Origin of the sequence: Tateyamaria pelophila, from assembly GCF_019966495.1 — a bacterium.
GTDB lineage: Bacteria > Pseudomonadota > Alphaproteobacteria > Rhodobacterales > Rhodobacteraceae > Tateyamaria > Tateyamaria pelophila.
In genome coordinates this window covers 13,966-39,658 of record NZ_JAIMIA010000043.1, presented here as the reverse complement: position 1 = coordinate 39,658, position 25,693 = coordinate 13,966, and the positions used below count along the sequence as shown (strand labels likewise).

General features: G+C 60.1%; 19 protein-coding genes and 1 pseudogene. 9 read left to right on the top strand and 11 right to left on the bottom strand.

Annotated elements, in window-relative coordinates; translation table 11 throughout:
* The coding region (locus tag LC354_RS14330; protein ID WP_223424921.1) for a Hint domain-containing protein at window positions 1-2,078 on the top strand (2,078 nt) is incomplete at its 5' end.
* Between the two features lie 3 nt (window positions 2,079-2,081).
* Here the strand turns inward: LC354_RS14330 and LC354_RS14325 are convergent.
* Both LC354_RS14325 and LC354_RS14320 read right to left on the bottom strand, forming a co-directional pair.
* Window positions 2,082-2,675, bottom strand: coding sequence for a nucleotidyltransferase family protein (locus tag LC354_RS14325; RefSeq protein WP_223424919.1), 594 nt, complete (start codon window positions 2,673-2,675; stop codon window positions 2,082-2,084).
* A 12-nt stretch (window positions 2,676-2,687) separates the two neighbouring features.
* Window positions 2,688-5,105: a GcvT family protein gene (locus LC354_RS14320; RefSeq protein WP_223424917.1), complete on the bottom strand. Its 2,418-nt coding sequence runs from the start codon at window positions 5,103-5,105 to the stop codon at window positions 2,688-2,690.
* A 170-nt stretch (window positions 5,106-5,275) separates the two neighbouring features.
* Between LC354_RS14320 and LC354_RS14315 the strand changes: the two genes are divergently transcribed.
* Complete coding sequence (locus tag LC354_RS14315) at window positions 5,276-6,052, top strand: potassium channel family protein (protein WP_223424916.1); 777 nt, start codon at window positions 5,276-5,278, stop codon at window positions 6,050-6,052.
* A gap of 236 nt (window positions 6,053-6,288) precedes the next feature.
* Window positions 6,289-8,709 (top strand): GcvT family protein, encoded by a 2,421-nt coding sequence (locus LC354_RS14310; RefSeq protein WP_223424914.1) that lies wholly within the window; start codon window positions 6,289-6,291, stop codon window positions 8,707-8,709.
* Window positions 8,710-8,780: 71 nt separating this feature from the next.
* On the opposite strand, the gene LC354_RS14305 is transcribed toward LC354_RS14310, so the two are convergent.
* The 4 genes from LC354_RS14305 to LC354_RS14290 form a co-directional block, all read right to left on the bottom strand.
* Window positions 8,781-10,091: an HlyC/CorC family transporter gene (locus tag LC354_RS14305; protein ID WP_223424913.1), complete on the bottom strand. Its 1,311-nt coding sequence runs from the start codon at window positions 10,089-10,091 to the stop codon at window positions 8,781-8,783.
* A 235-nt stretch (window positions 10,092-10,326) separates the two neighbouring features.
* Complete coding sequence (locus LC354_RS14300) at window positions 10,327-11,289, bottom strand: site-specific tyrosine recombinase XerD (protein WP_223424911.1); 963 nt, start codon at window positions 11,287-11,289, stop codon at window positions 10,327-10,329.
* On the bottom strand, window positions 11,286-12,821 hold the full coding sequence (locus LC354_RS14295; protein ID WP_223424909.1) for a hypothetical protein: 1,536 nt from the start codon (window positions 12,819-12,821) through the stop codon (window positions 11,286-11,288). Before LC354_RS14295 ends, LC354_RS14300 begins: the two co-directional genes overlap by 4 nt.
* Before the next feature lies 1 nt (window position 12,822).
* Window positions 12,823-12,972: a hypothetical protein gene (locus LC354_RS14290; RefSeq protein ID WP_223424907.1), complete on the bottom strand. Its 150-nt coding sequence runs from the start codon at window positions 12,970-12,972 to the stop codon at window positions 12,823-12,825.
* Between the two features lie 93 nt (window positions 12,973-13,065).
* Between LC354_RS14290 and LC354_RS14285 the strand changes: the two genes are divergently transcribed.
* The 5 genes and pseudogenes from LC354_RS14285 to LC354_RS14265 all read left to right on the top strand — a co-directional run bounded on the left by LC354_RS14285 (window position 13,066) and on the right by LC354_RS14265 (window position 18,540).
* Window positions 13,066-13,644 (top strand): shikimate kinase, encoded by a 579-nt coding sequence (locus LC354_RS14285; protein WP_223424906.1) that lies wholly within the window; start codon window positions 13,066-13,068, stop codon window positions 13,642-13,644.
* Window positions 13,637-14,743, top strand: coding sequence for a 3-dehydroquinate synthase (gene aroB, locus LC354_RS14280; protein ID WP_223424904.1), 1,107 nt, complete (start codon window positions 13,637-13,639; stop codon window positions 14,741-14,743). Before LC354_RS14285 ends, aroB begins: the two co-directional genes overlap by 8 nt.
* 71 nt (window positions 14,744-14,814) lie before the next feature.
* Window positions 14,815-16,155: an NAD(P)/FAD-dependent oxidoreductase gene (locus tag LC354_RS14275; protein WP_223424925.1), complete on the top strand. Its 1,341-nt coding sequence runs from the start codon at window positions 14,815-14,817 to the stop codon at window positions 16,153-16,155.
* Window positions 16,156-16,175: 20 nt separating this feature from the next.
* A complete protein-coding gene (locus LC354_RS14270) occupies window positions 16,176-17,342 on the top strand; it encodes a M20 aminoacylase family protein (protein ID WP_223424903.1) in 1,167 nt (388 codons plus the stop codon).
* A 30-nt stretch (window positions 17,343-17,372) separates the two neighbouring features.
* Window positions 17,373-18,540: pseudogene (locus tag LC354_RS14265) on the top strand (M20 aminoacylase family protein).
* Between the two features lie 184 nt (window positions 18,541-18,724).
* On the opposite strand, the gene LC354_RS14260 reads toward LC354_RS14265, so the two are convergent.
* Both LC354_RS14260 and moaA read right to left on the bottom strand, forming a co-directional pair.
* Window positions 18,725-20,020 carry a 3-deoxy-D-manno-octulosonic acid transferase gene (locus LC354_RS14260; protein ID WP_223424901.1) on the bottom strand — a complete coding sequence of 432 codons (1,296 nt, stop codon included), beginning with the start codon at window positions 20,018-20,020 and terminating at the stop codon, window positions 18,725-18,727.
* Window positions 20,021-20,024: 4 nt separating this feature from the next.
* Window positions 20,025-21,029, bottom strand: a complete 1,005-nt coding sequence (gene moaA, locus LC354_RS14255; RefSeq protein WP_223424924.1) for a GTP 3',8-cyclase MoaA — start codon at window positions 21,027-21,029, stop codon at window positions 20,025-20,027.
* Between the two features lie 76 nt (window positions 21,030-21,105).
* Here moaA and LC354_RS14250 point away from each other — a divergent pair, with 76 nt between their 5' ends.
* Window positions 21,106-21,525: a hypothetical protein gene (locus LC354_RS14250; protein WP_223424900.1), complete on the top strand. Its 420-nt coding sequence runs from the start codon at window positions 21,106-21,108 to the stop codon at window positions 21,523-21,525.
* Window positions 21,526-21,676: 151 nt separating this feature from the next.
* Here LC354_RS14250 and LC354_RS14245 read toward each other — a convergent pair whose 3' ends face one another.
* From LC354_RS14245 to glmU, 3 genes are read right to left on the bottom strand one after another with little or no spacing between them, the layout of a single operon-like run.
* Entirely contained in the window at window positions 21,677-22,360 is a 684-nt protein-coding gene (locus tag LC354_RS14245) for a DNA alkylation repair protein (protein ID WP_223424898.1), read from the bottom strand.
* A gap of 34 nt (window positions 22,361-22,394) precedes the next feature.
* Complete coding sequence (gene glmS, locus LC354_RS14240; protein WP_223424897.1) at window positions 22,395-24,215, bottom strand: glutamine--fructose-6-phosphate transaminase (isomerizing); 1,821 nt, start codon at window positions 24,213-24,215, stop codon at window positions 22,395-22,397.
* Window position 24,216: 1 nt separating this feature from the next.
* Window positions 24,217-25,563 (bottom strand): bifunctional UDP-N-acetylglucosamine diphosphorylase/glucosamine-1-phosphate N-acetyltransferase GlmU, encoded by a 1,347-nt coding sequence (glmU, locus tag LC354_RS14235; protein ID WP_223424895.1) that lies wholly within the window; start codon window positions 25,561-25,563, stop codon window positions 24,217-24,219.
* Between the last annotated feature and the right edge of the window lie 130 nt (window positions 25,564-25,693).

The window sequence follows — 25,693 nt, the reverse complement described above, 5'->3', positions numbered from 1 at the left end:
GAGGTAAAAGATACTTGATCCGCAGGCCTGATCAGGCGATCTTCGCGTCAGATGGCAGGCCACTTGGGGAATGTCGGACGCTGATTGGCGACTCGGCCACCGGCACGCAACCGGGTGAAAAAGCGTCGCCCCTTGATCTTGACATCGACAACCTCGTCACTCGGGACAATGATGACAACAACGCGCAACCCGGCGATTTCGCTGTATACAAAAACGTGGCGGTCCTGGAAGACGGCACGAGTGTTTCGGCCAAACTGATCCTTGTGTCGAAATCCGACACAAAGTTGAACGTCGATCTGTCCGGACGAGATGGCCAGGAAATCGAGATGAATGGCTCGGCCAAGGGTCAGGAGGCCACATTCCGCCTCGAATTCTTTGTTCCGGACACGCCCGATGCGACCAAAGGTACAACCATTGCCCTGAATTCCACGGCCACGTTCAATGACATCGACGGTAAAAACAACGGGGACGAAGAAGCCGTCACGCTGGATACAAGCCTTTACACGTCGTTCGCGGTGACCTCCAAAACCGCGCTGGACGTCACAAGCAGCACTGGCAGCGTCACGGCGACCGGGACAACACAGCAGGGGGCGGATGATCAGAATGGATGGTTCAGCGCTGCCTTTCAGGACCGGACCTTTATCGAGTTTACCCTTCAGCCGTTAACCAGCACATCCGGGTTCTCTCTGACCGGGGATCTGATTAATGATCCTGTCACCACTGAAATCGTACCCGGTGACGATACGATCGAGGGGGGTGACGGCGACGATCTCATTTTCGGTCAGGCTGGAGACGACAGCCTTCTGGGCGGTGCTGATGATGACACCATCAGCGGCGGTGATGGCGAAGATACAATCGAGGGTGGTGACGGCGACGACAGCCTTTTGGGTGGCCAAGATGATGACCAGATCTTTGGTGATGACGGCGATGATACGATACGGGGCGACGGTGGCGACGACAGCATTTTGGGCGGTGCGGGTGACGACCGTATCCTTGGCGGTGATGGCGCGGATTTGCTTGTGGGCGATATCGGCGACGATACCTTGTTCGGGGCCGGTGAAAACGACACAATTATCGGCGGTGAAGGCGACGACGTCATCTTTGGCCAGGGGGACGATGACAGTCTGCTGGGCGGCGATGGCGACGATTTCATTCGCGGCGGTGTCGGTGAGGACTTCATCTCCGGCGGCGCCGATGACGACACGGTGTTGGGTGGTCGTGGCGAGGATACGATCGAACTGGGCGAAGGGGACAACCTGGCCCTTGGTGGATTCGACTCGGACCTCTTTACCGTAGACGGGCTCGGCAACACGACTGTTCGCGGTGGCGAGGACCTGGACGGCAATGACATTGACGTTATTGATCTGACTGGTGTCAGGGCCAAGGTCACGGAGACCGGTTTCGAGGCCGGCTACATCGAACTTTTTGATGACGACGGGAATTTGTCCGGCAGGATCGATTACTCCGAAATCGAGCAGGTCATCATCTGCTTTACCCCCGGCACGCGTATTGCCACCCAAAGCGGAGAGATCAAGGCCGAAGACCTGAAGCCGGGCGACAAAGTCTTTACCCGCGACAACGGCATACAGACCGTGCGTTGGATTGGACGTCGCGATCTGACTGCTCAGGAAATGTCCGACTATCCCAAGTTCCAACCGATTTTGATCCGGTCAGGCGCTCTTGGCAACGGTTTGCCTGAGCGCGATATGATGGTCAGCCCGCAGCATCGCATGTTGCTGACATCGGAACTGGCCGAAGTGATGTTTGGTGAACGCGAAGTCCTGGTTGCGGCCAAGTTTCTGATTGGTCTGGATGGCGTGTTGCAAGCAAATGTCGGAACCGTCAGCTACGTGCACCTGATGTTTGATCATCACGAGGTTGTCCTGGCCGATGGCGCGTGGTCGGAAAGCTTTCAGCCGGGGGATCGTTCTCTCAAAGGGATCGGCGATGAACAGCGGGTCGAGATTTTGACCCTGTTTCCTGAGCTTGCGTCATCCGAAGGTCTGGATGCTTTTGGGTCCGCGCGGATGTCCCTGAAAAAGCACGAAGCGGCGATCCTCGTGGATCGCCTCAGGTAACGCCTAGGGGCGGCCTGCGCGCCATGCGTCCCAGTCTTCCGGGGTGTCGAGGTCAAGCCGCGCCCGTTGGCCGGGCAGGCGCACCAGATGCACCCGATTTCCCGCGGCCTTGACGATTTCTTGGCCGCCACCGTCACCCGCAAGCTGCGTCAGATCCGGAAACAACCGGTGATCGAACACGATTGGATGTCCCGCCTTGCCGTCCTCGGTCGCACCGCGCCAGATCAAGGCCTGAGGGTGGCTTTGCGCTGTGGCGATCACGGTGCGCAGGTCGTCCGGGGTGATTTCGGGCAGGTCCGCAAGCAACAACATCGCCTTGTCCGTGCCCTTCGGGAGGGCCGCAAAGGCGGTGCGGATGCTGGCCCCCATGGCTTCGGCGGCGTCTGGCACGTTGATCGGAACCACATCCAGATCGGTGATGACGGCATAGCGCGGATGCGGGCGCGGGGGCAGGGCGACCAGAACGCAATCGCTGACCGCGCGCGCCGCCTGTGCCTGCCGTCGCAGCAATGGGACGCCATCGATCGTTTCCAGCAATTTGTCACGCCCCCGCATCCGCGAGGACGATCCAGCAGCCAAAAGAACAACAGGTATCATTGCGCTATTCTATCAGCCTCGCATGCGTGCGCCATCGGGATCAAAGAGCGAGGTGGAGATCACCCGTGCCGTGCGCATCTGGCCCAGAATTTCGATCTGGACTTCGAGCCCCTCTGTGATCCGGTCCGTCGGCAGGAACCCCTGCGCGATGGATTTTTGCGCGAAGTGCGAATAGCCGCCCGAGGTGCAGAAGCCCACAACGGTTCCCTCCAGCCAGATCGGCTCGTATCCGTTCACATCCGTGTCGTCCGCTTCGACGTCGAAGGCCACCAGTTTGCGGGCGGTGCCATAATCCCGTTCGGCCTGCGCGGCCGCGCGCCCGATGAAATCGGCATTTTTCTTCCAGGATATGAAGCGGTCCAACCCGGTTTCCGCCGCCGTGTAATCGGGCGAAAATTCGGACATCCACGAGCCAAAGAACTTGTCGAGGCGCAGTGACATCATGGCGCGCATGCCAAAAGGCACCATGCCATGCGCCTTGCCCGCCTCCCACAGTGTGGACCAAAGCTGCCTTTGGCCCATTGGATCACAGTAAATCTCGAACCCCAGATCGCCGGTATAGCTGACCCGCTGCACGATGCAGTCGGTCATGCCGACGGTCATTCTGCGCACATCAAGGAATTTCAGATCCGACACGTTGTCCAGCGTGCAGGCTTGCAAAACCGCGCGGGCGTTGGGCCCGGCAATCTGGAAGCCGTTTCGTTTATCGCTGATATTTTCGATGGTTACGCCATCTTCCTGATGGTGCAGGAACCAGCGGAGGTGGAAGGACTGACTGCCATAGGACGCGGTCAGTTGGAATTCTTCCTCGCTGAGGCAGGACATGGTGAAATCGCCGATCAGCTTGCCCTTGGGGCTGAGCATCGGCGTGAGCGACAGGCGTCCGGGCTCTGGCACGCGCCCGGCCATGATCCGGTCGAGCCACGCCCGCGCGCGCGGGCCTTTGATCAGATATTTGCCGAAATTGTGGATCTCATTGATGCCGACGGCGCTGCGCACGCCTGCAACCTCGCGCGCCGTGGCCCCAAAGGCGTCAGAGCGGCGGAAGGACGGGGTTTCATAGGTCGGCTCGTCGCCCTGGGCGAAGTAATTGACGACCTCAAGCCCGTATTGCTGGCCCCAGACGGCCCCCATACCGGTGAATATGTCGTACATCGGGGTCGTGCGGTTGGGGCGCGCGGCGGGCAGTTCCTCGTTCGGGTAGGCGACGGAAAAGCGTTTTTGGTAGTTTTCAATGACCTTGGGCAGGGTGTAGCCGGGGCTGATCCAGTTGCCGAACCGGGCCACATCCATGGCCATGGTGTCGCGCTCGGTCTCGCCCTCGATCATCCATTGCGCCAGCATGAGGCCCACACCGCCGCCCTGGCTGAAGCCCGCCATCACGCCGCAGGCTGACCAGTAGTTGCGCATGCCGGGCACGGGGCCCACCAGCGGGTTGCCATCAGGAGCAAAGGTGAAGGGGCCATGGATCACGTTCTTGACCCCGGCCCGTTCGAGGTCGGGAAAGCGTTTATACGCAAAATCAATGCTTTGTTCGATCTTGTCAAAGTCGTTAGGCAAGAGATCCTGACCAAACTCCCAAGGCGTGCCACCGACCGCCCAGGGGCGGCAGGGCTGTTCATAGAACCCGATGCACAGGCCCTTGCCCTCTTGCCGCAGATAGCTTTCGCCGGCCGGATCCATGACGTGGGGGTGTTCCTTGCCGTCCCTGGCCATCTCCACGATCAGGGGCACGTCCTCGGTCACGAGGTACTGGTGTTCCATCGGGTGCAGCGGGAAATAGACGCCCGCCATAGCGCCCACTTCGCGCGCCCACAAACCGCCTGCATTGACGATGTGTTCGGCGTGGATGTTGCCCTTGTCGGTGATCACATCCCATGTGCCATCGGCGCGCTGGTTGGTTTCGCGCACCATGGTGTGTGTCTGGATCGTCGCACCGCCCATGCGCGCCGCCCTGGCATAGGCGTGGGTTGTACCGGAGGGGTCAAGGTGGCCGTCCAGCGGATCATAGAGCGCGCCGATGATGCCATCGAGATTGGTGACAGGGGCGATCTTGCGGATCTCTTCGGGGCCGACAATCTCGGTCTCGAGCCCCATGAAGCGGTGCTTGGCCCGTTCGGCCAGCAGCATGTCGAAGCGGTCCTGATTGTCGGCAAGGGTCACGCCGCCCACATGGTGCAGCCCGCAGGACATGCCGGTGATCTCTTCCAATTCCTTGTAAAGGCGGATGGTATAGCCCTGAAGGGCGGCCATGTTGGTGTCGCCGTTCAGGGTATGAAAACCGCCCGCGGCGTGCCAAGTCGATCCGGATGTCAGCTCGGACCGCTCCAGCAGCATCACGTCTGACCAGCCCAGTTTCGTCAGGTGATAAAGGACGGACGCGCCGACGACGCCTCCGCCGATGACGGCTACGCGGGTGGTGGTTTTCATCGAAGTCTCCGATCTTGCTTTGGCAGCAATTTTGCCGAAACGGCGCGACACAACTGGTTGAAACACGACACATCATGCCGTTTCAAGCACTGGAATCGAAGAATGTAACCTATCGGTGATCCGATTTCTGGCTTGCGTTACCTGCGAATTTTCGCCTTGATCCCATCAGGATGGCAGAAACGTTCAAACAAACCCTGACCGAACTCTATACCGGAACATCGATAACTGCTCGCCGGTTTCGGTACGGTTTGATCGGTTTCGATTTCATCAGCATTTTTGCGTTCATTGCCATGGCGCCGCTGCCGCAGACCTTTGAAATTGAGGTGATCACATTCGTTTTTGGCTTGCTGATTCTGGCAGATTTTTCGGCGCGGATGTGGATCTCGAACGATCGTGTGGCCTTGATGCGGCGGGTCTACGTCATCGCTGACATCGTGGTGATTGCGACGCTGTTGATTTCCCCGATCATAGAGCCGGACACAGCCTTTGTGCGTATTCTGAGGGGGCTGCGACTGGTGCATTCCTATCACCTCCTGAATGACCTGCGTCTTGCGTCCGGGTTTTTCCGTAAACACGAGCGGACGGTGATATCGCTGCTTAACCTCTTTGTGTTCGTGTTTTTTACCACGTCGGTCGTATTTGCGTACTTTTTCGACCAAGCGACGGGCGTAGCCGGATACGTCGATGCGCTGTACTTTACAATCACCACGCTGACGACGACGGGGTATGGGGACATCACACCCCTCACGATTCCGGGCAAGCTCTTCTCGGTTTTGATCATGATCGTTGGCGTTGCCTTGTTCGTGCAACTGGCCCGGGCGATCTTTATCCCTTCGAAAGTGCATTACGAATGCAAGCATTGTGGATTGTCCGAGCATGATGCCGACGCCGTGCATTGCAAGCATTGCGGCAACCTGGTCAAGATCAAAACGCCCGGGTTCCAATAGTTCACCTGCCTTACCGAAAACTGCCTGTGACCAGTAGATATGCAGACCTTCAAGCGATGGATCGCAAGCGGTATCACGACCACGGGATGATCCACACAAAGAACACAGGTGCCTTGTCCGCATCGAAAGCAGGTTTGTGGTGCTGATGCGACCGAATATGTCGCCTTTACGCAACCGAACCGCCTGCGTCCGCGACAATATGGCCGCAAGACACATCAAACGCGGGACAGGATCTAATGCGTACCCATGCTCAGGCCGTCGTCATCGGGGGCGGCGTCATCGGCTGTTCTATCCTTTATCACTTGACCAAACTGGGCTGGACTGACGTCGTATTGCTGGAACGGGATGAGTTGACGTCCGGTTCCACCTGGCATGCGGCGGCGAATATTCACGGTCTGCACGACAGCACAAACATCAGCCGCATACAGCACTATACGATGGGCCTGTATAAAGAGCTTGAGCAGGAAACGGGGCAAGGCTGCGGCGTGTTTCAGCCCGGTTCGCTCTATCTGGCACAGACCGAGGCCCGCGAGCATCAGCTGCGCTTGCAAGCCGCCAAGGCCAAGCTTTATGGCATGAATTTCCACGAGGTTGATCGGGCCGAGGCAGAGCGGCTGCATCCGCTGGTCGATTACGATGGCATCCGCTGCATCATGTGGGAACCCGAGGGCGGCAATGTGGATCCGTCCGGCGTGACCAATGCCTATGCGGCAGGCGCGCGGCAGAACGGCGGCGAGATCATCCGCTTTTGCCCCGTCACAGGCACCGAACAGCAACCTGACGGTACGTGGATCGTCCGCACGGAAAAAGGCGATATTGCGACGCCCTGGGTCGTGAATGCGGCGGGGCTTTGGGGCCGCGAAGTGGCGGCACTGGCGGGCATTGAACTGCCGCTGCAACCGACGGAACACCAGTACTTCGTGACTGAGGCGATTCCGGAGATCGCGGGAATGGACCGCCGCTTGCCATCCGTGGCGGACCGGGACGGCGAGTATTACCTGCGTCAGGAGGGGCAGGGGCTTTTGGTCGGCGCCTACGAAAAAGACTATCGCCTCTGGGCGGAAGAGGGCACGCCGCAGGGCTTTGGCCATGAGCTGTTTGCCGATGATCTGGAGCGGATCGAAGACAACATGCTGCGTGCCATCGACCGGGTGCCTGTGGTCGGCACGGCAGGGATCAAGCGGGTCATCAACGGCCCGATGATCTGGTCGCCTGACAGCAACGTGCTCTTTGGTCCCGTGCCGGAATTGATCGGCTATTTCTGTTGCAATGGTATCATTCCGGGGTTTTCCCAGTCGGGCGGCATGGGCTTGCTGGCCGCGCAGTGGATCATCGAGGGTGAGACGAAGTACGACATGTTTGCATGGGACATGGCGCGGTTCGGGACATGGGCAAGCAAGGCATTCACCAAGGCGCGCGTCGGCGATCAATACGCCAACCGCTTCAAGATCCACTTCCCCAACGAGGAACGCAGCGCGGGACGCCCGGTGCGCACGCGCCCCATCTACGCGAGGCAGCGCGAGATGGGCGCGGTGATGGGGCTCAACTATGGCTGGGAACATCCGCTGTGGTTTGCCGATGCGCCCGGGGCCGAGGACACCGATGGCTTTACCCGCCAGAACTGGTGGGGGCCTGTGGGCGGGGAATGCAAGATGCTGCGCGCGCGCGGCGGGATCATCGATATCTCTAACTTTGCCAAATATGTCTGCACGGGGCCGGGGGCCGAAGACTGGCTGAACGCGGTCTTTGCCAACCGGATGCCGCGCCTTGTGGGGCGGTCCTGTCTGACGCCGCTGATCGGCAAGCGGGGTGGGATTGCGGGGGATTTCACTGTAACCCGTCTGGCCGAAGACGAATTCTGGATCATCGGGTCTGGCATGGCGGAACGCTATCATCGGCGGTTCTTCAAGCAGGTGCCGCTGCCTGACGGCACCACATTCGAGAGCAAAACCGAAGCCATGTGCGGCTTTAACGTGGCTGGGCCCGAAGCCCGCACGATGCTGCAACGCATGACCAACGCGTCGCTTGCCACGGATGATTTTCCCTTTATGCGCTCGGCCCGGATCGAACTGGCGGGCGTCGAGGTGCTGGCCTTGCGGGTGTCGTTCACCGGCGATCTGGGCTGGGAATTGCATTGCGCGACCGCAGATCAGGACCGGCTTTACGACGCGCTAATTTCGGCGGGGCACGAGATGGGCATTGGCCCGGTGGGCAGCCGCGCGTTGATGAGCCTGCGCATCGAAAAGGGGTATGGCTCCTGGAGCCGGGAATACAGCCCGGAATACTGGCCGCAGGAAGTGGGGCTAGAGCGGCTCGTCAAGATGGACAAGGATTTTCTGAACAAGGCGGCGGTCGCACAGACCATGGCCAGACCCGCACGCGAGACGCTGGTCATTCTCCATCTGGATGAAGCCGACACCAACGCTTCGGGCGCGGATGCGACGGGGGGCGAGCCGATCTTCAAGGACGGTGCCGGTATTGGCCGTGTGACCTCCGGGGCCTATGGGTACAGCGTCGGGATGAGCCTGGCACTTGGCTATGTCACGGGGGCGTCCGCAGGCGACCGGGTCGAGGTGATGGTTTTGGGGCAACCCCACGGTGCCACGATCCTGGCCGCGCCGCCATTTGATCCGACGGGGGCTCGGTTGCGGGCCTGATGTCTGCGCGGCGCTGTGCAAACGGTGCTGCATGCGCGGAATACGCAAACCCGGCGGCCTAGTGCTCCGGGTTACTCCAGTTCCTTGATCCGCAAGGCGGTAATTCGGTTGCCGTCACGCTGTGTCACTTCAAACCGGAACCCGTGAAAGCTGAATACCTGACCGACCGTCGGGATCATCTGGGCCTCGTGAATCACCAACCCGGCCACGGTGTTGGCCTCGTCATCTGGCAGGTTCCACTCCGTCGCGCGATTCAGGTCGCGGAGCGTCATCGCGCCATCGACAAAATAATGGCCATCTTCGGTGCGCTTCACCTGATGATCCGCATCGGGGTCGAACTCATCCGTGATCTCGCCGACGATCTCCTCCAGGATGTCTTCGAGCGTGATCAACCCTTGAAGGGTGCCGTATTCATCGACGACAAGCGCAAAATGGCTGCGCATACGCAGGAATTGCCGCATCTGGTCGTCCAGCGTCGTGGTCTCGGGCACGAAATAGGGCGGTATCGCCACGCCGGAAATATCGAATTTCTTGAGTGCCTTGGCATCGCCTTCGGGGCCACCGATGGTTTTGTACATCGCGCGCAAAAGGTCTTTGGCGTGGATCACACCGGTGATGTTTTCCGGGTCGTTCGCATAAACGGGCAGGCGTGTATGGCTCGACTTCAGGCATTGCTCAAGGATTGTTTGAGGATCGTCATCGGCATTGATCATCTCGATGTTGGAGCGGTGCAACATGATTTCCTCGACCATGCGGTCCCCCAGATCGAGCGCGCCGAGGATCCTGTCGCGGTCTTCCTTTTCCACCACCCCTTCGGAGTGGCCCAGTTGCAATGCGCCTGCGATTTCCTCCCGGACCGCCATGATGTGGCTGTCCGGATCGATCTTGACGCCAAACACCCGCAGAATTCCCCGGACCAACAGCCGAACGGCTCCGACCACCGGTGCGAACACCGTGACCACGATCGAGATGGGCCGCGATACCAATGCCGCTGCCGTTTCTGCATTCGTAATCGCGTAAGTCTTGGGCAAAACTTCGGCAAAGATCAGCACCAGCAACGTCATGACCAACGTGGCCAGCGCCACACCGTTTTCTCCAAAGGCTTGCGTCAGCAGGGCCGTGGCCAGCGACGTCGCCAGAATGTTCACAAGGTTATTACCCAGCAGGACCGAACCGATCAGCCGTTCGTTGTCGTCGGTGATCTCAAGGGCGCGCTCGGCCCCGCGTGAGCCTTTGTCGGCCTGGCTGCGCAATTTCCCGCGCGAGGCCGCCGTGAGCGCCGTCTCGGAGCCCGAGAAAAAGCCGGACAGGACCAAAAGGCACAGAATCGCACCTGCGGTGATCCAGAACGCTGCATCAAAGACTGAAGTGGGGTCGTCCATACGTCATTTATCCTTTGTCTTGGCTTGCGTTATGGGGCTGGTGCGCCGCGCAATCAAGAGGCGTAGAATGTGCGACATATGGACTTGGATGTCAGGATGGGCCGCTATCGGTCATTGATTGCAATGGTTCAGGTCTGCAAATCGCGTTGGAGTGGCTTTCGGACATGTCCGGGGGCCGACGTAGCTTGAACACGGCGGGCTGTGGCAACACCTTCTGGCGGAGAATGGCCCATTCTCAAGAACCGCCCGAAGGCGTTTCACCGCTGTCCTTTCGTTTCGCTTTCGACAGCGGGTGATGTTCCATGACCAGTTCCGTCAGCCGTTCATCGACGACATGGGTGTAGATTTCCGTCGTGGCGACATCCGCATGCCCGAGCATGGTCTGAATGGCGCGCAGATCCGCGCCGCCCGCGAGCAGATGGGTGGCAAAGGCGTGGCGCAACGTGTGGGGTGTCACCTTTGAAGGGGAGACGCCCGCACAGACCGCCAGCGTCTTGATCCGCGTATAGAACCAGTGCCGTGTCAGATGCCCGGATGCCCCGCGGGAGGGAAACAGAAACACTGATGGAGCCTGGCCCTTTTGTGTCGCCTCTTCCTGGCGCGTGTCGCGCAGTTTGATCCATTCCATCAATGCGGCCTTTGCGGGCGGAGACAGCGGCACCAACCGTTCCTTGCCACCCTTGCCGAGGATCAACAGCATTTTCGGATTGCCGCGCGCCGAGGATACCGGCAGCCCGACAAGTTCGCTGACCCGCATGCCCGTGGCATAGAGCAACTCCATCAGGCATGTGTCGCGCAGCTTGTCATGGGTGTTGCGCCCAAAGCTGCGGGCGGCGATCAGCAGGCGGTCCACCTCTGCCTCGTCGAGGATTTTCGGCAGACGTTTGTCCTGTCCGGGGCTGGCAATCTGGATGGCGGGGTTGTCCGCGCGCCAGCCTTCTTCAAAGGCGAAGCGATAGATCTGCTTGATCGCCGAGAGGCGACGGGCGCGGGTGGATTTCGCCAGACCCTGCGCGTCGCAATACAGCAGGTAGGCTTCGATCTCGGATTGACCGGCGTTGGCAAAGTCGCTGCCGTGCCCGATCAGCCAGTTTTGCACGTCCTTGAGGTCACGCCCATAGGCCAGCAATGTGTTCTGAGCGGCCCCCAACTCTGCGGCCTGTGCATCCAGAAACGTCGCGATCCACCTATATGTCATGACTGAGGCCCCAACAGCAGCACCTGCAAGGCGGCGCGGCGCGCCACGTCCTCAAGGCCAAGCGCGCGCAGGGTTGCAAGCCCCGTCGTCAGCCGGGCAACATCCCCTTTGCCGCCCGCATCCATCATTTGCACCGTGTCAAAAAGGGCTGTGCCCAGTGCACCCGATTGTGCCGTTTCGATAATCCTCTGGTCGGGAGGCGCATCACGAAAACCCGCGAGGATGGCGCCTTCAATCCCATCTGCCGTGAGCGACATGGGCACCGCACCGCCAGCAACGGCGGCCAGGACAGGCCGTTGGACCGCTCGGGATGGAAACGTGCGCGCGGCCGTTTCATACAAGGGCGACAGCAAGAGCACCTCAAAGGCAATATCCGCAGTCCGACCGCTCAAGACCATGGTGTTGAGTTGCTCGGAGAACAGCGTGGCGAACGGCACGGCAAGGCGCGCCTCGATCATGGCGCTCCATACGGTGGGCAATGTCAGGGAAACAGCCGTCGAACTGCCGGTTTCCAACGCAGTTTCAAAACGTTGCAGGGCCTGTACCCGGTCCCAGACCCCGCCGGACGCGGCAGGCTGGCGGAAGGTATAGAGCCCCAAAAGGCGATTGTCGGGCAAGGCCCCCGTGCGGGCCAGACGTTCCGCCGCTTCGATTTGCGCTTTCCATCCGGCCGTGTCGGCCAGATCGGCATTGGCATAGACCAAAGGCAAGCCCCGCGTGGGGATGGGCGTGCCGATGGCTTGAAACAGCCGGAAAACAAGCGGATCAGGCTCTGTCGGAGGGGCAAGCGCAGGCTCGTCCTCGAAAAGATCAGGATCGAGAAACCGCTCCAGGGCCGCCGCGGTTGCGTCGGGGATCAGGCCAAGGACGCGTCCTGTGCCAAGAAGCAGCACAGCCGTGTCCCAATCGCCTGCCCGTGCCGTACAAAACACATCATGCGCCTTGCTCGGGGACAGGCGGGGCCGATCGCGCAGGATTGCGCACGCCGTGGCGTCGGTGCCTGCCAGGAGGGCCATGTCGAAATAGCGCGCGAAATGCGCCTTTGATATGGCCGGAGCGGTCTGTTCAATCAGGGCCAGGGCTGGATCGAGCGCGCCCAAATCCATCAGCGCGTCTACGCGGGCCATGTCAAAGATGTCGGCATCGGTTGCGGGCGGCGCGGCTTCGGCCAACAGCAATGTATAAAAGAGTGACTGGAGCGCAGGCAGGTGCAGCGTGGGCATCGTTTCGATGGCGTGCGCCAATGCGCGCCCGCTGCTGGAAGACCAGACCGTATCGGGCAACCCGGTCACGGACGGCGGGGCCAGGCCGATGCGCTGCGGTGCTGCACCGTCCAGGGGGCCGACGGACACCTCGGGGACCGACCCGCTCGTTGTTACGCCGGGCTCAGACGGGAGCGGCAAGGCTGCCGTCGTGTCGGACTGTGTGTCGAGCCAGTCGATCACGCTGAGCGGTTTGTTCAATGGCTCCTGAGCCTGCGCAACCGTCGCAAGCGCAACGCCTGCGATCAGGCCTGCACCAAGGATGCGCATCCTATTCGGTATCCAGGATCACGGGCACGCGTGTTTCGGCTTGGGGGGGCGAAAAGTTGGCCCCGAAATACTCGCCGACATAAGCATAGCCTACGAGCCCGATAAATCCGACGATCATCAGAAAGATCAACAACTTAAAAATTCTGCCCATGTTATTTCGTGCCTCAAAATTTGCGCGCGCTTTTGCGTGTTTTGCTCAAAGCATATATGGCCTTTTTATCAAAATCACGTCATTGACAACGCAATGAGCGAAAAACAGCACTCAAAATCCAGATATACACTCAAAAAAACCATCGTGATGGTTGGAATGATGGGTGCGGGCAAGACGGCAGTGGGCCGCGGCGTGGCCGGGCGGCTTGGCGTGCCGTTTTTGGACAGCGATGCAGAGATCGAAGCCGCCGCCAATCGAACGGTCCCCGAGATATTCGAGCGTGATGGAGAAGCCTTTTTTCGGGCCCGGGAATCACAGGTGATCGCGCGTTTGCTCGAAGACGCGCGCGGAGTGCTGTCGACCGGAGGCGGTGCGTTCCTGGCCGAAGAGAATCGCAATATCATTACCGCGCGTGGCGTATCGGTCTGGCTGGATGCCGATCTTGATCTGTTGTGGCAGCGCGTGCGGCACAAGGATACCCGGCCTCTGCTGCGCACCGTTGATCCGCGTGCCACGTTGGCCGAAATTTACGGGGCCCGCGTTCCGCTCTATGCCAAGGCCGATGTTGTGGTGAAATCCGTGCCGGGTCTGACCATCGACCAGATGGTGGAGCGGGTCATTGCCAAGTTGTTGGCGGACAGAAAAGATGTGTTGGAGGTGCGCGATGCGTGACGTCGTACATGTACCCTTGGGCGACAGGGCCTATGACGTGGTTATCGGTCCCGGGCTATTGGCAGAGGCGGGCGCACTGATCGCCCCCTTGTTGCCGCGCCCACGTGTGGCTGTGGTCACGGAAACGCGTGTCGCGGCGACTCATCTTGACGCCCTGCGGACCGGTTTGGCAGCCGCTGGAATCGAATGCACCGTGCTGGAACTTCCGCCCGGAGAAGCGACCAAGAGCTGGACCCATCTGGCGCAGGTGACGGAATGGCTTCTGGATCAAAAGGTTGAGCGCCGCGATGTGGTGGTCGCTTTGGGCGGCGGCGTGATCGGGGATCTGGTGGGCTTTGCCGCGGCGATCCTGCGGCGCGGGGTTCGGTTTGTTCAGGTGCCGACATCGCTGTTGGCGCAAGTCGACAGCTCGGTCGGCGGCAAGACCGGTATCAATACGGCGCAGGGCAAGAATCTGGCAGGGGCCTTTCACCAACCCTCGCTGGTGCTGGCCGATACGGAGGTGTTGAGCACGCTTTCCAGGCGAGACTTTCTCGCCGGTTACGGCGAAGTCATGAAATACGGGCTGTTGGGGGATGCGACGTTCTGGGCGTGGCTCGAACAGAACGCGGCCGCGATGGCAGCGGGCGACATGGCTCTGCGGATGGCGGCCGTCAAACGGTCGGTCGAGATGAAGGCCGAGATCGTGACGCGCGATGAAACCGAGCAGGGAGATCGTGCGCTGTTGAACCTCGGCCACACATTTTGTCATGCCCTCGAGGCGGCAACGGGCTATTCAGACCGGTTGCTGCACGGCGAGGGGGTGGCAATCGGGTGCAGTCTGGCCTTTGCATTATCGGCACGCATGGGACTGGTCAGCCAGGAAGACCCGAGCCGCGTCCGCGCCCATTTGCAGGAGATGGGCATGAAGACGGATCTGTCGGACATCCCGGGTGATCTGCCGTCGGCCGACCAGTTGCTGGTTCTGATGGGGCAGGACAAGAAGGTCGTCGCGGGCAAACTCAATTTCGTGCTCGCGCGCGGTATCGGTAAAGCCTTTGTCACAGACGAGGTTGCGCCGAACATGGTGGTTGATGTTTTGAAAGCCCATGGCGGCTAGCCGGTACGTGACACGGTTTCCGCCCATCTTGGCGTAGGAAACCGGGCTTGAGACAAGGACGATCAAGGTTGATGTTTCCCATCTCGGACGCTGCGCCGGTGACATATCCCGGACCACCGCCTGCCCGGGCGGATGTCGTCGTCATTGGTGGCGGCGTCATCGGTGTATGCACCGCGCTCTATCTGGCGCAGACCGGATTGCGGGTCACGCTTGTGGAAAAGGGTCGGATCGCTGGTGAGCAATCAAGCCGGAATTGGGGCTGGATTCGCCAGACGGGCAGGGATCTCGACGAATTACCGATCATGATCGAAGCCAATCGGTTGTGGCGTGACCTTGCCAAAGAGACCAACATCGATATCGGCCTCAGACAAGTTGGCGTGACGTATCTGGCGCGCAGCCGAAAGGAATTGACCGGATATGCCCGGTGGTTGAGTCTGGCACAGGCTGTGGGGCTCGAAAGCCGCATTCTCACATCTTCGGAAACGGCGGCACTGATCCCGTCCATGTCGCGCAGTTATGCCGGTGCGCTTCATACGCCAAGTGATTTGCGCGCCGAGCCCTGGGTGGCTGTGCCCGCCCTTGCAGGCATTGCGGCCCGTGCGGGGGTCACTATCGTCGAAAACTGCGCGGTGCGCACGCTCGATATCGCTGCGGGCCGTCTTACGGGGGTCATGACCGAAGCAGGTCCAATCGTGGCATCAGAGGTTGTGTTGGCCGCCGGCGCATGGTCTTCGCTCTTTTTGCGTCAACACGGACTCGACTTGCCGCAATTGTCGGTGCGCGCGACGGTGGCTGCGACGGCGCCGTTACCGCAGGACTACCTTGGTGGGGCCGCGGATGATCGCGTTGCATTCCGGGCCCGTGCGGATGGGGGCTATACGCTGGCGGCAGGCGGGGCTGTGGACCTGTTTGTCGGGCCGGACGCGTTCCGGGCCTTGCCGAAATATCTGCCGCAACTGATGGACGATCCGTTGGGCGTGCGTCTGACACCTGCCGCGCCGCGGGGCTTTCCCGATGGCTGGGGGACGGCGCGCAGATGGTCCGCTGACACGCAAAGCCCGTTTGAGCGGATGCGTGTCCTCGACCCGGCGCCCAATCGCCGCAAAATCGCCAAAATGACGCAAGCGTTTTCGGCGTTGTTCCCTGAAATGGGCGAGATCAAGATCGCAACGGCCTGGGCGGGTATGATCGATGTGATGCCTGACGTGGTCCCGGTGGTCGACCGCGTCGCGGCCATTCCGGGGCTGACCATTGGCACGGGCATGAGTGGTCATGGATTTGGGATCGGGCCGGGTATGGGCCGTGTGCTGGCGGCACTGGTCACTGGCGACGATGTGGGTCATGATCTGCGCAGGTTCCGTTTGAGCCGTTTTTCCGATGGGACACCCATTCGCATCGGGCCGTCCCTCTGACTTGCTGAAAGGATTGTGCTATGCCGATCAAGAACCGTTTGGCCGAAACCCACGCAGAAATAACCGCGTGGCGGCACCATCTTCATGCGCATCCTGAGTTGGGTTTCGACGTCCACGAAACCGCCACCTTCGTCACCGACCGTCTGCGCGACATGGGGTTGACCGATATCACCAGTGGAATTGGCAAAACCGGCGTGGTTGCGGTGATCAAGGGACGCACGGACACCAAGGGGCATGTGATCGGTTTGCGCGCCGATATGGATGCCTTGCCCATCAAGGAGGCGACGGGGCTTGATTATGCGTCGACCGTGCCGGGCAAAATGCATGCCTGCGGCCATGATGGGCATACCTCGATGCTGCTGGGTGCGGCGCAGTACCTGTCGGAAACGCGAAACTTCGACGGCACCGTGGTCCTGATATTTCAGCCTGCAGAAGAAGGCGGCGGCGGTGGTCGTGAAATGGTGCAAGACGGTATGCTGGAACGCTGGAACGTGCAGGAAGTTTACGGCCTGCATAACATGCCCGGCCTGCCCACAGGGCAATTTGCCATACGGCCCGGGCCCATCATGGCCGCAGCGGACGAGTTCGAAATCACGGTGACGGGCAAGGGCGGCCACGCCGCCGCACCGCACACATCCGTCGATCCAAACATTACGGCGGCACATATCATCCTGGCCTTGCAAAGCATCGCGAGCCGCAATGTCGACCCGTTGGAAGCGGCTGTCGTCTCTGTCTGTGCGCTGCATTCGGACGTCGACACGCACAATATCATTCCACAGGTGACGCGGATGACGGGGACGGTGCGGGCCCTGAAATCGTCGGTGCGCGATCAGGTTGAGGCGCGTGTCAAAAAGATTGCGACCATGACTGCGGAAGCTTACGATTGCGTGGCTGACGTCGACTACCGCCCAGGATATCCCGTCACGGTAAATCACGACGCGCATACGGAATATGCTGCCGCAGCTGCGCGCTCGGTGACAGGGGACGTCATAATGGACGTGCCGCCGTCCATGGCGGCGGAAGACTTTTCATTCATGCTCAACGAACGGCCCGGAGCATATATCCTGTTGGGCAATGGCGACGGTGCAATGCTGCATCACCCGGAATACCAATTCGATGATGATGCAATCCCCGCCGGATGCAGTTGGTTCGTAGAGATTGCGGAACAACGTATGCCTGCGCAATAAGGCGAAAACGCCGGGAACAAGGAACACGACATGCCGATCAAGAACCGATTTGCTGAAATGCAGGCCGACATCACCGCGTGGCGCCGCGATATTCACGAACACCCTGAAATCCAGTTTGAAACGCACCGTACAAGCGCGCTGGTGGCCGAAAAGCTCCGTGAATTCGGCTGTGACGACGTGATCGAAGGGATCGGGCGTACGGGCGTTGTTGGCGTGATCAAGGGGCGCAAGGCCGAGTCCGGTAAAGTGATCGGGTTGCGCGCTGACATGGACGCGTTGCCCATTCATGAGCAAACGGGTCTTGAGTACGCGTCAAAGATCGACGGCGCCATGCACGCCTGCGGACATGACGGTCATACCGCGATGTTGCTGGGTGCAGCCCGCTACCTTGCCGAAACGCGCAATTTCGATGGCACCACGATCGTGATCTTTCAACCTGCCGAAGAAGGCGGTGGCGGTGGACGCGAGATGTGCAATGACGGGTTGATGGAGCGTTGGGGGATCGATGAGGTCTATGGCATGCACAATTGGCCGGGCATACCGACGGGGGAGTTCTCCATTCGGGCCGGAACATTCTTTGCGGCGACGGACTTGCTGACCATTGAGTTCGAAGGGTTGGGGGGGGCACGCGGCGAAGCCACATGAAACCGTCGATACGACGCTGATGGCTGCACATGCGGTGACCGCTTTGCAGAGCATCGTGAGTCGAAATGCGGATCCGATTGACCGTGCCGTCGTATCGATCACGTCCTTCGAAACATCGTCCCATGCGTTCAACGTGATCCCGCAGAAAGTCGAGATCATGGGGACGGTCCGCACCATGTCACCGCAGATGCGCGATTTGACCGAAAAGCGCGTGGTTGAGATTTGTGAAGGCATCGCACGCACATTTGGAGGCGTCGCGCGGGTGGACTACAATCGCAATTATCCTGCCATGGTGAACAGTCCTGAGCAGACTGCTTTTGCGGCCGATGTCGCCCGTTCGATTTCGGGGCAATGTGCTGAAGCGCCCTTGGTTATGGGCGGGGAAGACTTTGCCTTCATGCTCGAGGAACGACCGGGCGCGTATATTCTGGTTGGCAATGGTGATACGGCAATGGTCCACCACCCGGAATACAACTTCAATGACGAAGCCATTCCTGCAGGCTGTTCGTGGTGGGCGGAAATCGTAGAGCAAAGGATGCCGGTTGGAAACTGACGCTGGCTGACGCTCCTGCCCTTTGGGGCAGATCGCCCCACACACCGTCCCTTGAGTCGCTTGCAGTTGGCCCGAAGTTGGACTGATTGCGTGGCCGCCTGCCACCATGGGTCGGGATGTGCAACAGTGTTACGCACCGGGGCGTCTCTGCGGTGTTGGCCTGCTAGTGGCAGCGCTTCGCGATTCAATCTTGATCAGGTTGTATCGTGATCTGCGCCAAATCCAAAAGCTGTCTCGCGAGGATGCCGAGTGCCGCATCGCCGGACTGCGCAAGGGGGCGCGCGTTCGCCGCCAGTTGTGCCGCGCGACCTGGGTCTGTGAGCAGGTGTTCGATTGTTTGAGCGAGGGCTGTGCTGTCCCGCACCTCAATGCTCGCATCCTGCATCAGGAACGCGGCGTAAGTCTCTGCAAAGTTTTTGTATTCAGGCCCATGAACGATGGCTGCATGAGCGGCAGCAGGTTCAAATGGGCTGTGTCCGCCTGCGTCCGTCCATGATCCGCCGAGGAAAACAATGGGGCTGAGCGTATACCAAAGGGTCATCTCGCCGATCGTGTCAGCCAGGTAAACCTGTGTGTCCTCCGCGAGCGTGCCACCGGCGCTGCGCTGCGCGACGGTCAGGTTCAAGTCGTGGATCAGGCGCAGGACATCTCCTGCGCGCTCAGGATGGCGCGGAGCGAGGATCAGACACAGGTGCGGATGTGTTTGCAGCAGACGTTTATGCGCGGCAAGCACGCCTTGTTCTTCGCCCCTATGGGTGCATGCCGCGACCCAAACGGGTCTGTTCGCCAGGTCGGAACGTTCAGCAGCGAGGATCTTGTGGTCAAGTTCCGGACGCTCGATCATTGCCTTGAGATTTTGCCCCTGTTGGGCAAATTCCAATCCCATGGATCGCAAATGATCGCGGCTGCGCCTGTCCTGACAATGCGCCATCTTGATGCCGCGCAAAACATATCGCGCCGTTGTCGGAAAGCGGAGCCAACCCTGTGCGCTGTTGTCAGAGAGGCGCGCGTTTACCAAAGCCACGGGAATGTCGCGGCGGGCGCAGCCATCCAACAGGCTGGGCCAAAACTCGGACTCGACCAAAACGCAAAGATCAGGATGCCAGTGGTCCAGAAAGCGAGTGACCGGGCCAACGCCATCAAGCGGGGCGAATTGGTGCACGGTTCGGCGTGGCAAGTGCTGCGCGACCGCCGTGGCGGATGTGGCCGTTCCTGAGGTCAGCAAAAGCAGAAGATCAGGACGGTTATCCAACAGATGAGCCATGAGCGGCAGTACCGACTTTGCCTCGCCCACGCTGGCGGCGTGAAACCAGATCAGGGGACCAAGGCGTCGGGCTTGTGTTGCATGGCCCAGCCGTTCGTGCGCGCGATGCACCGGTACGCCTGCTTTGCGCAGCTTGTTTACAGCGCTGCGCGCGACAAAGGGCAGCGCAAACGGCGAGAGGATCTGGTAGGTGCGAAACAGGGCCGTGGGCCGCACGGGGTCAGCCGCCTGTGTGGCTCATGTGGCGCGGCATTTGCCCATCGAGGCGTTGACGGGAATAGTCGAAGTCGTGGCCCTTGGGCTTGAGCGCGATGGCTGCGCGAATGGCGTCTTCCAGAGGGGCGTCGGATTCCGATGCGCGCAAAGGCGCGCGCAAATCGGCCATGTCTTCCTGGCCGAGACACATATAGATTTCGCCAGTGCAGGTGACGCGCACCCGGTTGCAGCTCTCGCAGAAATTATGGCTGAGGGGCGTTATGAACCCGATCTTTTGTCCGGTTTCCTCAAGACGCACATAGCGGGCGGGGCCGCCTGTGCGTTCTGCCAGTTCGGTGACGGTGAACTGTTCGGAATATCTGGCCTGCACGTCTTTGAGCGACCAGTATTGGCCAAGCCTGTCTTCGTTGCCCAGATCGCCCATCGGCATCACCTCGATCCAGGTCAGGTCCATACTGCGCTCCGCGCACCACTTTGTGATCGTGGGCAATTCGTCTTCGTTGAAGCCTTTCAGGGCAACCGCGTTGATCTTGACCTTCAGCCCTGCTGCGAGCGCTGCGTCGACGCCGCGCAGAACCTGCGGCAGCCGCCCCCAGCGCGTGATATCAGCGAATTTTTGTTCATCCAGTGTGTCGAGTGAGACGTTGATACGCCGCACGCCAGCCGCATAGAGATCTGTCGCGAACCGTTCAAGCTGACTGCCATTGGTGGTGACGGTCAATTCCTTGAGCGCACCGGTGTCCAGATGGCGCCCCATGGATCGGAAAAATTTCATGATATCGCGTCGCACCAAGGGTTCGCCGCCGGTGATCCGCAATTTCTTCACGCCCAGACGGACGAATGTCGAACACAATCGGTCCAGTTCTTCGAGGGTGAGCAGCTCCTTCTTGGGCAGAAAGGTCATGTTTTCGGACATGCAATAGACGCAGCGAAAATCGCAACGGTCTGTTACGGAGACGCGCAGATAATTGATGGCGCGTTGGAATGGATCGATCAAGGGGCTGTTCATGCTATTAGTGGTAGGCATGCATGGCCTTGGCTGCAAGGGGCATTGCACGTCAAATTGAGCCGGGTATGGTGGTGCCATGCGTTGGCTGATGATCTTTCCATTCTGTTTGACCGCTTGCGGCCTGCCGCCGGCGGCGTTGGAGCCGGGCGCGGACGGGCGTGAAACGATTGCGTCGGAAACGGGTGCGGACGGAACGGTATCGGCTACGGCCAATCAGGGTCAGGTCGCAACCGGTGCGGTGCGCGGCCCGCTTGGACGCACGGTTGCGTCGTTGGGAGATGCGGCGGAACCCGGTCTGTGGCTCAAGACGCCCTTGGTTGCGGTGGAAGGGCCGGGGCGTGTGACGTATCCCGCGACCGGACGCAATACGTCCGTCACTCTGATCCCGATCGACGGGCCTGCCACGGCGGGAAGTCGGTTGTCCTTGCAGGCTATGCAGGCCTTGGGTGCTTCTTTGACTGGGCTGCCTGAAATCGAAGTGAGCGCAGGCATTTAGGAGCAGGGGGCGTTTTCCGTCTCGGAAAACGGGCCGGAAACCGTGTCGGTTTCCGATTTCTCTCCTTTGGGAGTGTCGCTCGGAGATCATCCTTTCGTGATGTGCTTTCCATGTCGGAAAGCAGCCGTATATCGCGCCGATATCCGTTCGCTCAGCGCGCGCCGAGAAATCTTGCCGCTTCTTTGGCCGCAAAGGGTTTCATGTCTTGGCCATGTGCGTCCAGAAATGACTGTGCCCGCAAAGGATCATGTTTGCTCAGGTCCCGAATCCACCAGGCGATGGCTTTTTGTATGAACCACTGACGGTCCGCCACATAGCTTGCAGCCCAGTCCAGAACCTGTTCCCGAACCGCTGTTTCCTCAGGTTTTGGAAAGTTCGGTTTGGTCCATGGCAAGGTGATGACGAGGGCCGCACGACGGGTCCACATTTTGTCCGATTTCACCCATGCTCCGACGTCATTCACCCTTGCGGGATCTGCAACCAGTCGTTTTTGTCCCGCCATGCAGGCGTGATCCGCGATGGCCCAACTGTCAAAGTCTGGTACCCAGGAGGCAATCAGTTCCCACGCGGCATCGTCCGGTTTGATCCGCGCTTGCGTTAATAACTTGGCAGCGGCAAGGCGCGCCTCAAAGATATCCGTTGCCCATAATCCATCGGCGAGGGCGACCCGCTGGGAGATATTCAGTGAGTGCCGCCACGATTTCGTCAGATCGTTCAGCACAGGATTCGCCACGCCAAGATAAAGCCGATCCGCCTTGTGATAGGCTTTGGCACCCTTTGCGCGTTCAGGATCGGCATGTGCATGGATGGCATCCAGCGCTTGCTCGGGTGTCATGTCGCTTGATCCGTGCAGTGCTGGCGGTTATCCATCATTCCACCGTGACCGACTTGGCCAGATTGCGCGGTTGATCGACATCCGTTCCTTTTGCAACCGCCGTATGATAGGCCAGAAGCTGCGCGGGCACTGCATAGAGGATTGGTGCGATGACATCCGGGCATGCAGGCATTTCGACCTGATCCCAGACGCCGTCACCGGCATCGTCCAAGCCTTTGGCGTCAGAAATCAGGACAACCTTGCCTTTACGCGCCATGACCTCTTGCATATTCGATACCGTCTTGTCGAACAGGGCGTCGTTCGGCGCCATGACAACCACGGGTACGTGTTTGTCGATCAGGGCGATTGGGCCGTGCTTGAGTTCGCCAGACGCGTAAGCTTCGGCGTGTATATAGCTGATTTCTTTTAGTTTTAACGCACCTTCCAGTGCGAGCGGATACATAATCCCGCGCCCCAGGAACAGGATGTCACGTGCCTCAGACAGCTTGCGGGCGGTGGCCTGGATCTGCGGGCTCTGCCCGATCCCGAGATGCATCAACGCGGGCAATCCGCGCAGGGCATCGACGTGATTGGCCAAGCTCGTTCCATCAATTTCGCCGCGCGCATGTGCCGCTTTCAGGGCCAGCATCAGCAATACGGTCAATTGGCAGGTGAACGCCTTGGTCGATGCGACCCCGACTTCGACGCCTGCGTGGATCGGCAACACCAGATCACTTTCCCGCGCAATCGAGCTTTCGGGCACGTTTACCACAGAGACGATCCGCTCCGCCTTGCCGTCACAATAGCGCAGGGCCGCCAGAGTATCCGCCGTCTCACCCGACTGGCTGACAAAAAGGGCGAGGGTGCGGCCCGGAATGGGCGGCTCGCGATAGCGGTACTCCGAGGCCACGTCGATCTCGACGGGCAGACGGGCGATGCGTTCGAACCAGTATTTTGCCGTCATACAGGCGTAAAATGCCGTCCCGCAGGCCACCATCGTGACGCGGTCAAATGCGGTAAAGTCGATGCCGGGATCAGGCAGCAAAATTTCTCCGCCATCTGTCAGATAATGCTTGAGCGTATTGGCCAGAACTGCGGGCTGCTCGGCAATTTCCTTGGCCATGAAGTGTTTGTGTCCGGCCTTGTCCACATGGCTGGCGTCAATCTCGATCCGGCGTATGGGGCGGTTGACCAGTGTACCCTTCGCGTCCCGTATTTCGACGCCCGCCCGTGTCACGACGGCGCGATCGCCGTCTTCCAGATAGGTGATCCGGTCGGTGAGGCTGGCCAGAGCAATCGCGTCCGACCCGATGAACATCTCGCCGTCGCCGTGTCCGATGGCGAGTGGTGGCCCCATGCGGGCGGCAAGAATCAGGTCGTCCTGTCCCTGGAACAGGAACGCAAGAGCGAAGGCCCCCTGTAATTTGGTTATGGTTGCAAAGGCGGCCTCGACGGGAGAAAGTCCCTTGTCCATGTGGAGTTGGGTAAACAAGGCCACGGTTTCCGTGTCGGTTTCGGTCTGGCAGGCGATACCGGCCGCGGCCAGTTCGGCGCGCAACTCGCGGAAATTCTCGATAATGCCATTGTGCACAACGGCCACATCCTGCGCCTGATGCGGGTGGGCGTTTGCGATGGTCGGTGCGCCATGGGTGGCCCAGCGTGTGTGTCCGATGCCGGTTTTGCCCGCCAGCGGATCGTGCACGAGCGTGTCATTGAGGTTGGCCAGTTTGCCGACCGCACGACGTCGGTCAAGCACGCCTGCGTTGACGGTGGCAATGCCCGCGCTGTCATAGCCGCGATATTCCAGACGTTTGAGAGCCGCGACCAGATTGGGCGCAGCTTCGTGATTGCCCAGAATTCCCACAATCCCACACATATCAGCTGCCTCTGCTCTGCTTGGCTTTGCGCGCGCGCAAAATCTCGAACAACTTGCGCGCCATTCCGGGCTTTTCGACCTGCGGTGCGCGCGATACCGCCAGCGCGCCTGCTTCCACGTCCGAGGTGATGACGGAGCCGGAGCCGGTCATGGCCTCGTCGCCGATTGAAACTGGCGCGACCAGCATCGTGTTGGAGCCGATAAAGGCCCGCGCGCCGATCTCCGTGCGATGTTTCATCACCCCGTCATAGTTGCAGGTGACGGTGCCTGCGCCGATATTGGATTTCTCACCAACCGACGCGTCGCCAATATAACTGAGGTGGTTCACCTTGGCTCCGGTTGCGATGGTTGCGTTCTTGACCTCGACGAAGTTACCGATGCGGACGTCTTCGGCCAACTCCGCGCCGGGGCGCAGGCGGGCAAAGGGGCCAACAATGGCGCCGCGCGAGACGTGGCAGCCTTCAAGGTGGGAAAAGGCGCGAATGGTGGCACCCGATTCCACTGTCACGCCGGGGCCGAAAACCACGTTGGGTTCGATCAACGCATCACGTCCGACGATCGTGTCGAGCGACAGATAGACGGTTTCAGGGGCCACAAGCGTGACACCATCCTCCATCAGAGATCTCCGTGCAGCGATTTGAAACCGTGCATCGGCATCTGCCAGTTCCGCGCGCGAATTGATGCCCAACGTTTCCGATTCGTCGCATGTCACGACCGCTACATTCAGATCGCGGGCGCGGGCCAGATGGGGCAGGTCCGTCAGGTAATATTCGCCTTGGGCATTGTTTGTGTCCAGCAGATCGATCAATTCAAACAGCAACGGCGCCCGTGCGGCCAATACGCCCGAATTGCACAGCCCGATGGCCCGTTCCGCCTCGGTTGCGTCTTTGAACTCGACAATACGCTCAAGCTGGTCGCCGTCCATGACCAGCCGACCATAGCGGGCGGGATCAGCGGGTTCAAAGCCCAGAACGGTCACGTCTGCCGTACTTGCGGCGAGGGCCTCAAACGTTTCGGCGCTCAGGAAGGGCGTATCGCCAAACACCACGATGGCCAACCCATCGAACCCTTTCAGGGCACCGCGCGCGGCGGCAGTCGCATGACCAGTGCCCAACTGTTCTTTTTGAAGCACAACGCATGCCGTCGGATCAAAGGTCATGGCAGAGGCGGTCACTTGTTCCGCACCAAAGCCTGCGACCACTACCACATGGTCCGGGTCAAGTGCGGTGCCCGCCGCCATCGCATGGTGCAGCATCGGCGCCCCTGCAATGGGATGCAGAACCTTGGGCAGATCCGAGTTCATCCGTGTGCCTTGGCCAGCTGCAAGGATGATTAGTGCGACGCTCATGCTGTTTCTCTTTGTTTTTTTGTTATCCCCTGTTTATCCGCTGGGGGGCCATGCGCAAGCGGGTGCAACATCAAACACGATCGCAGTGCGCGCAAGGATCGGCGTTTCGTCGCCTTTCGGGCCCTGCATG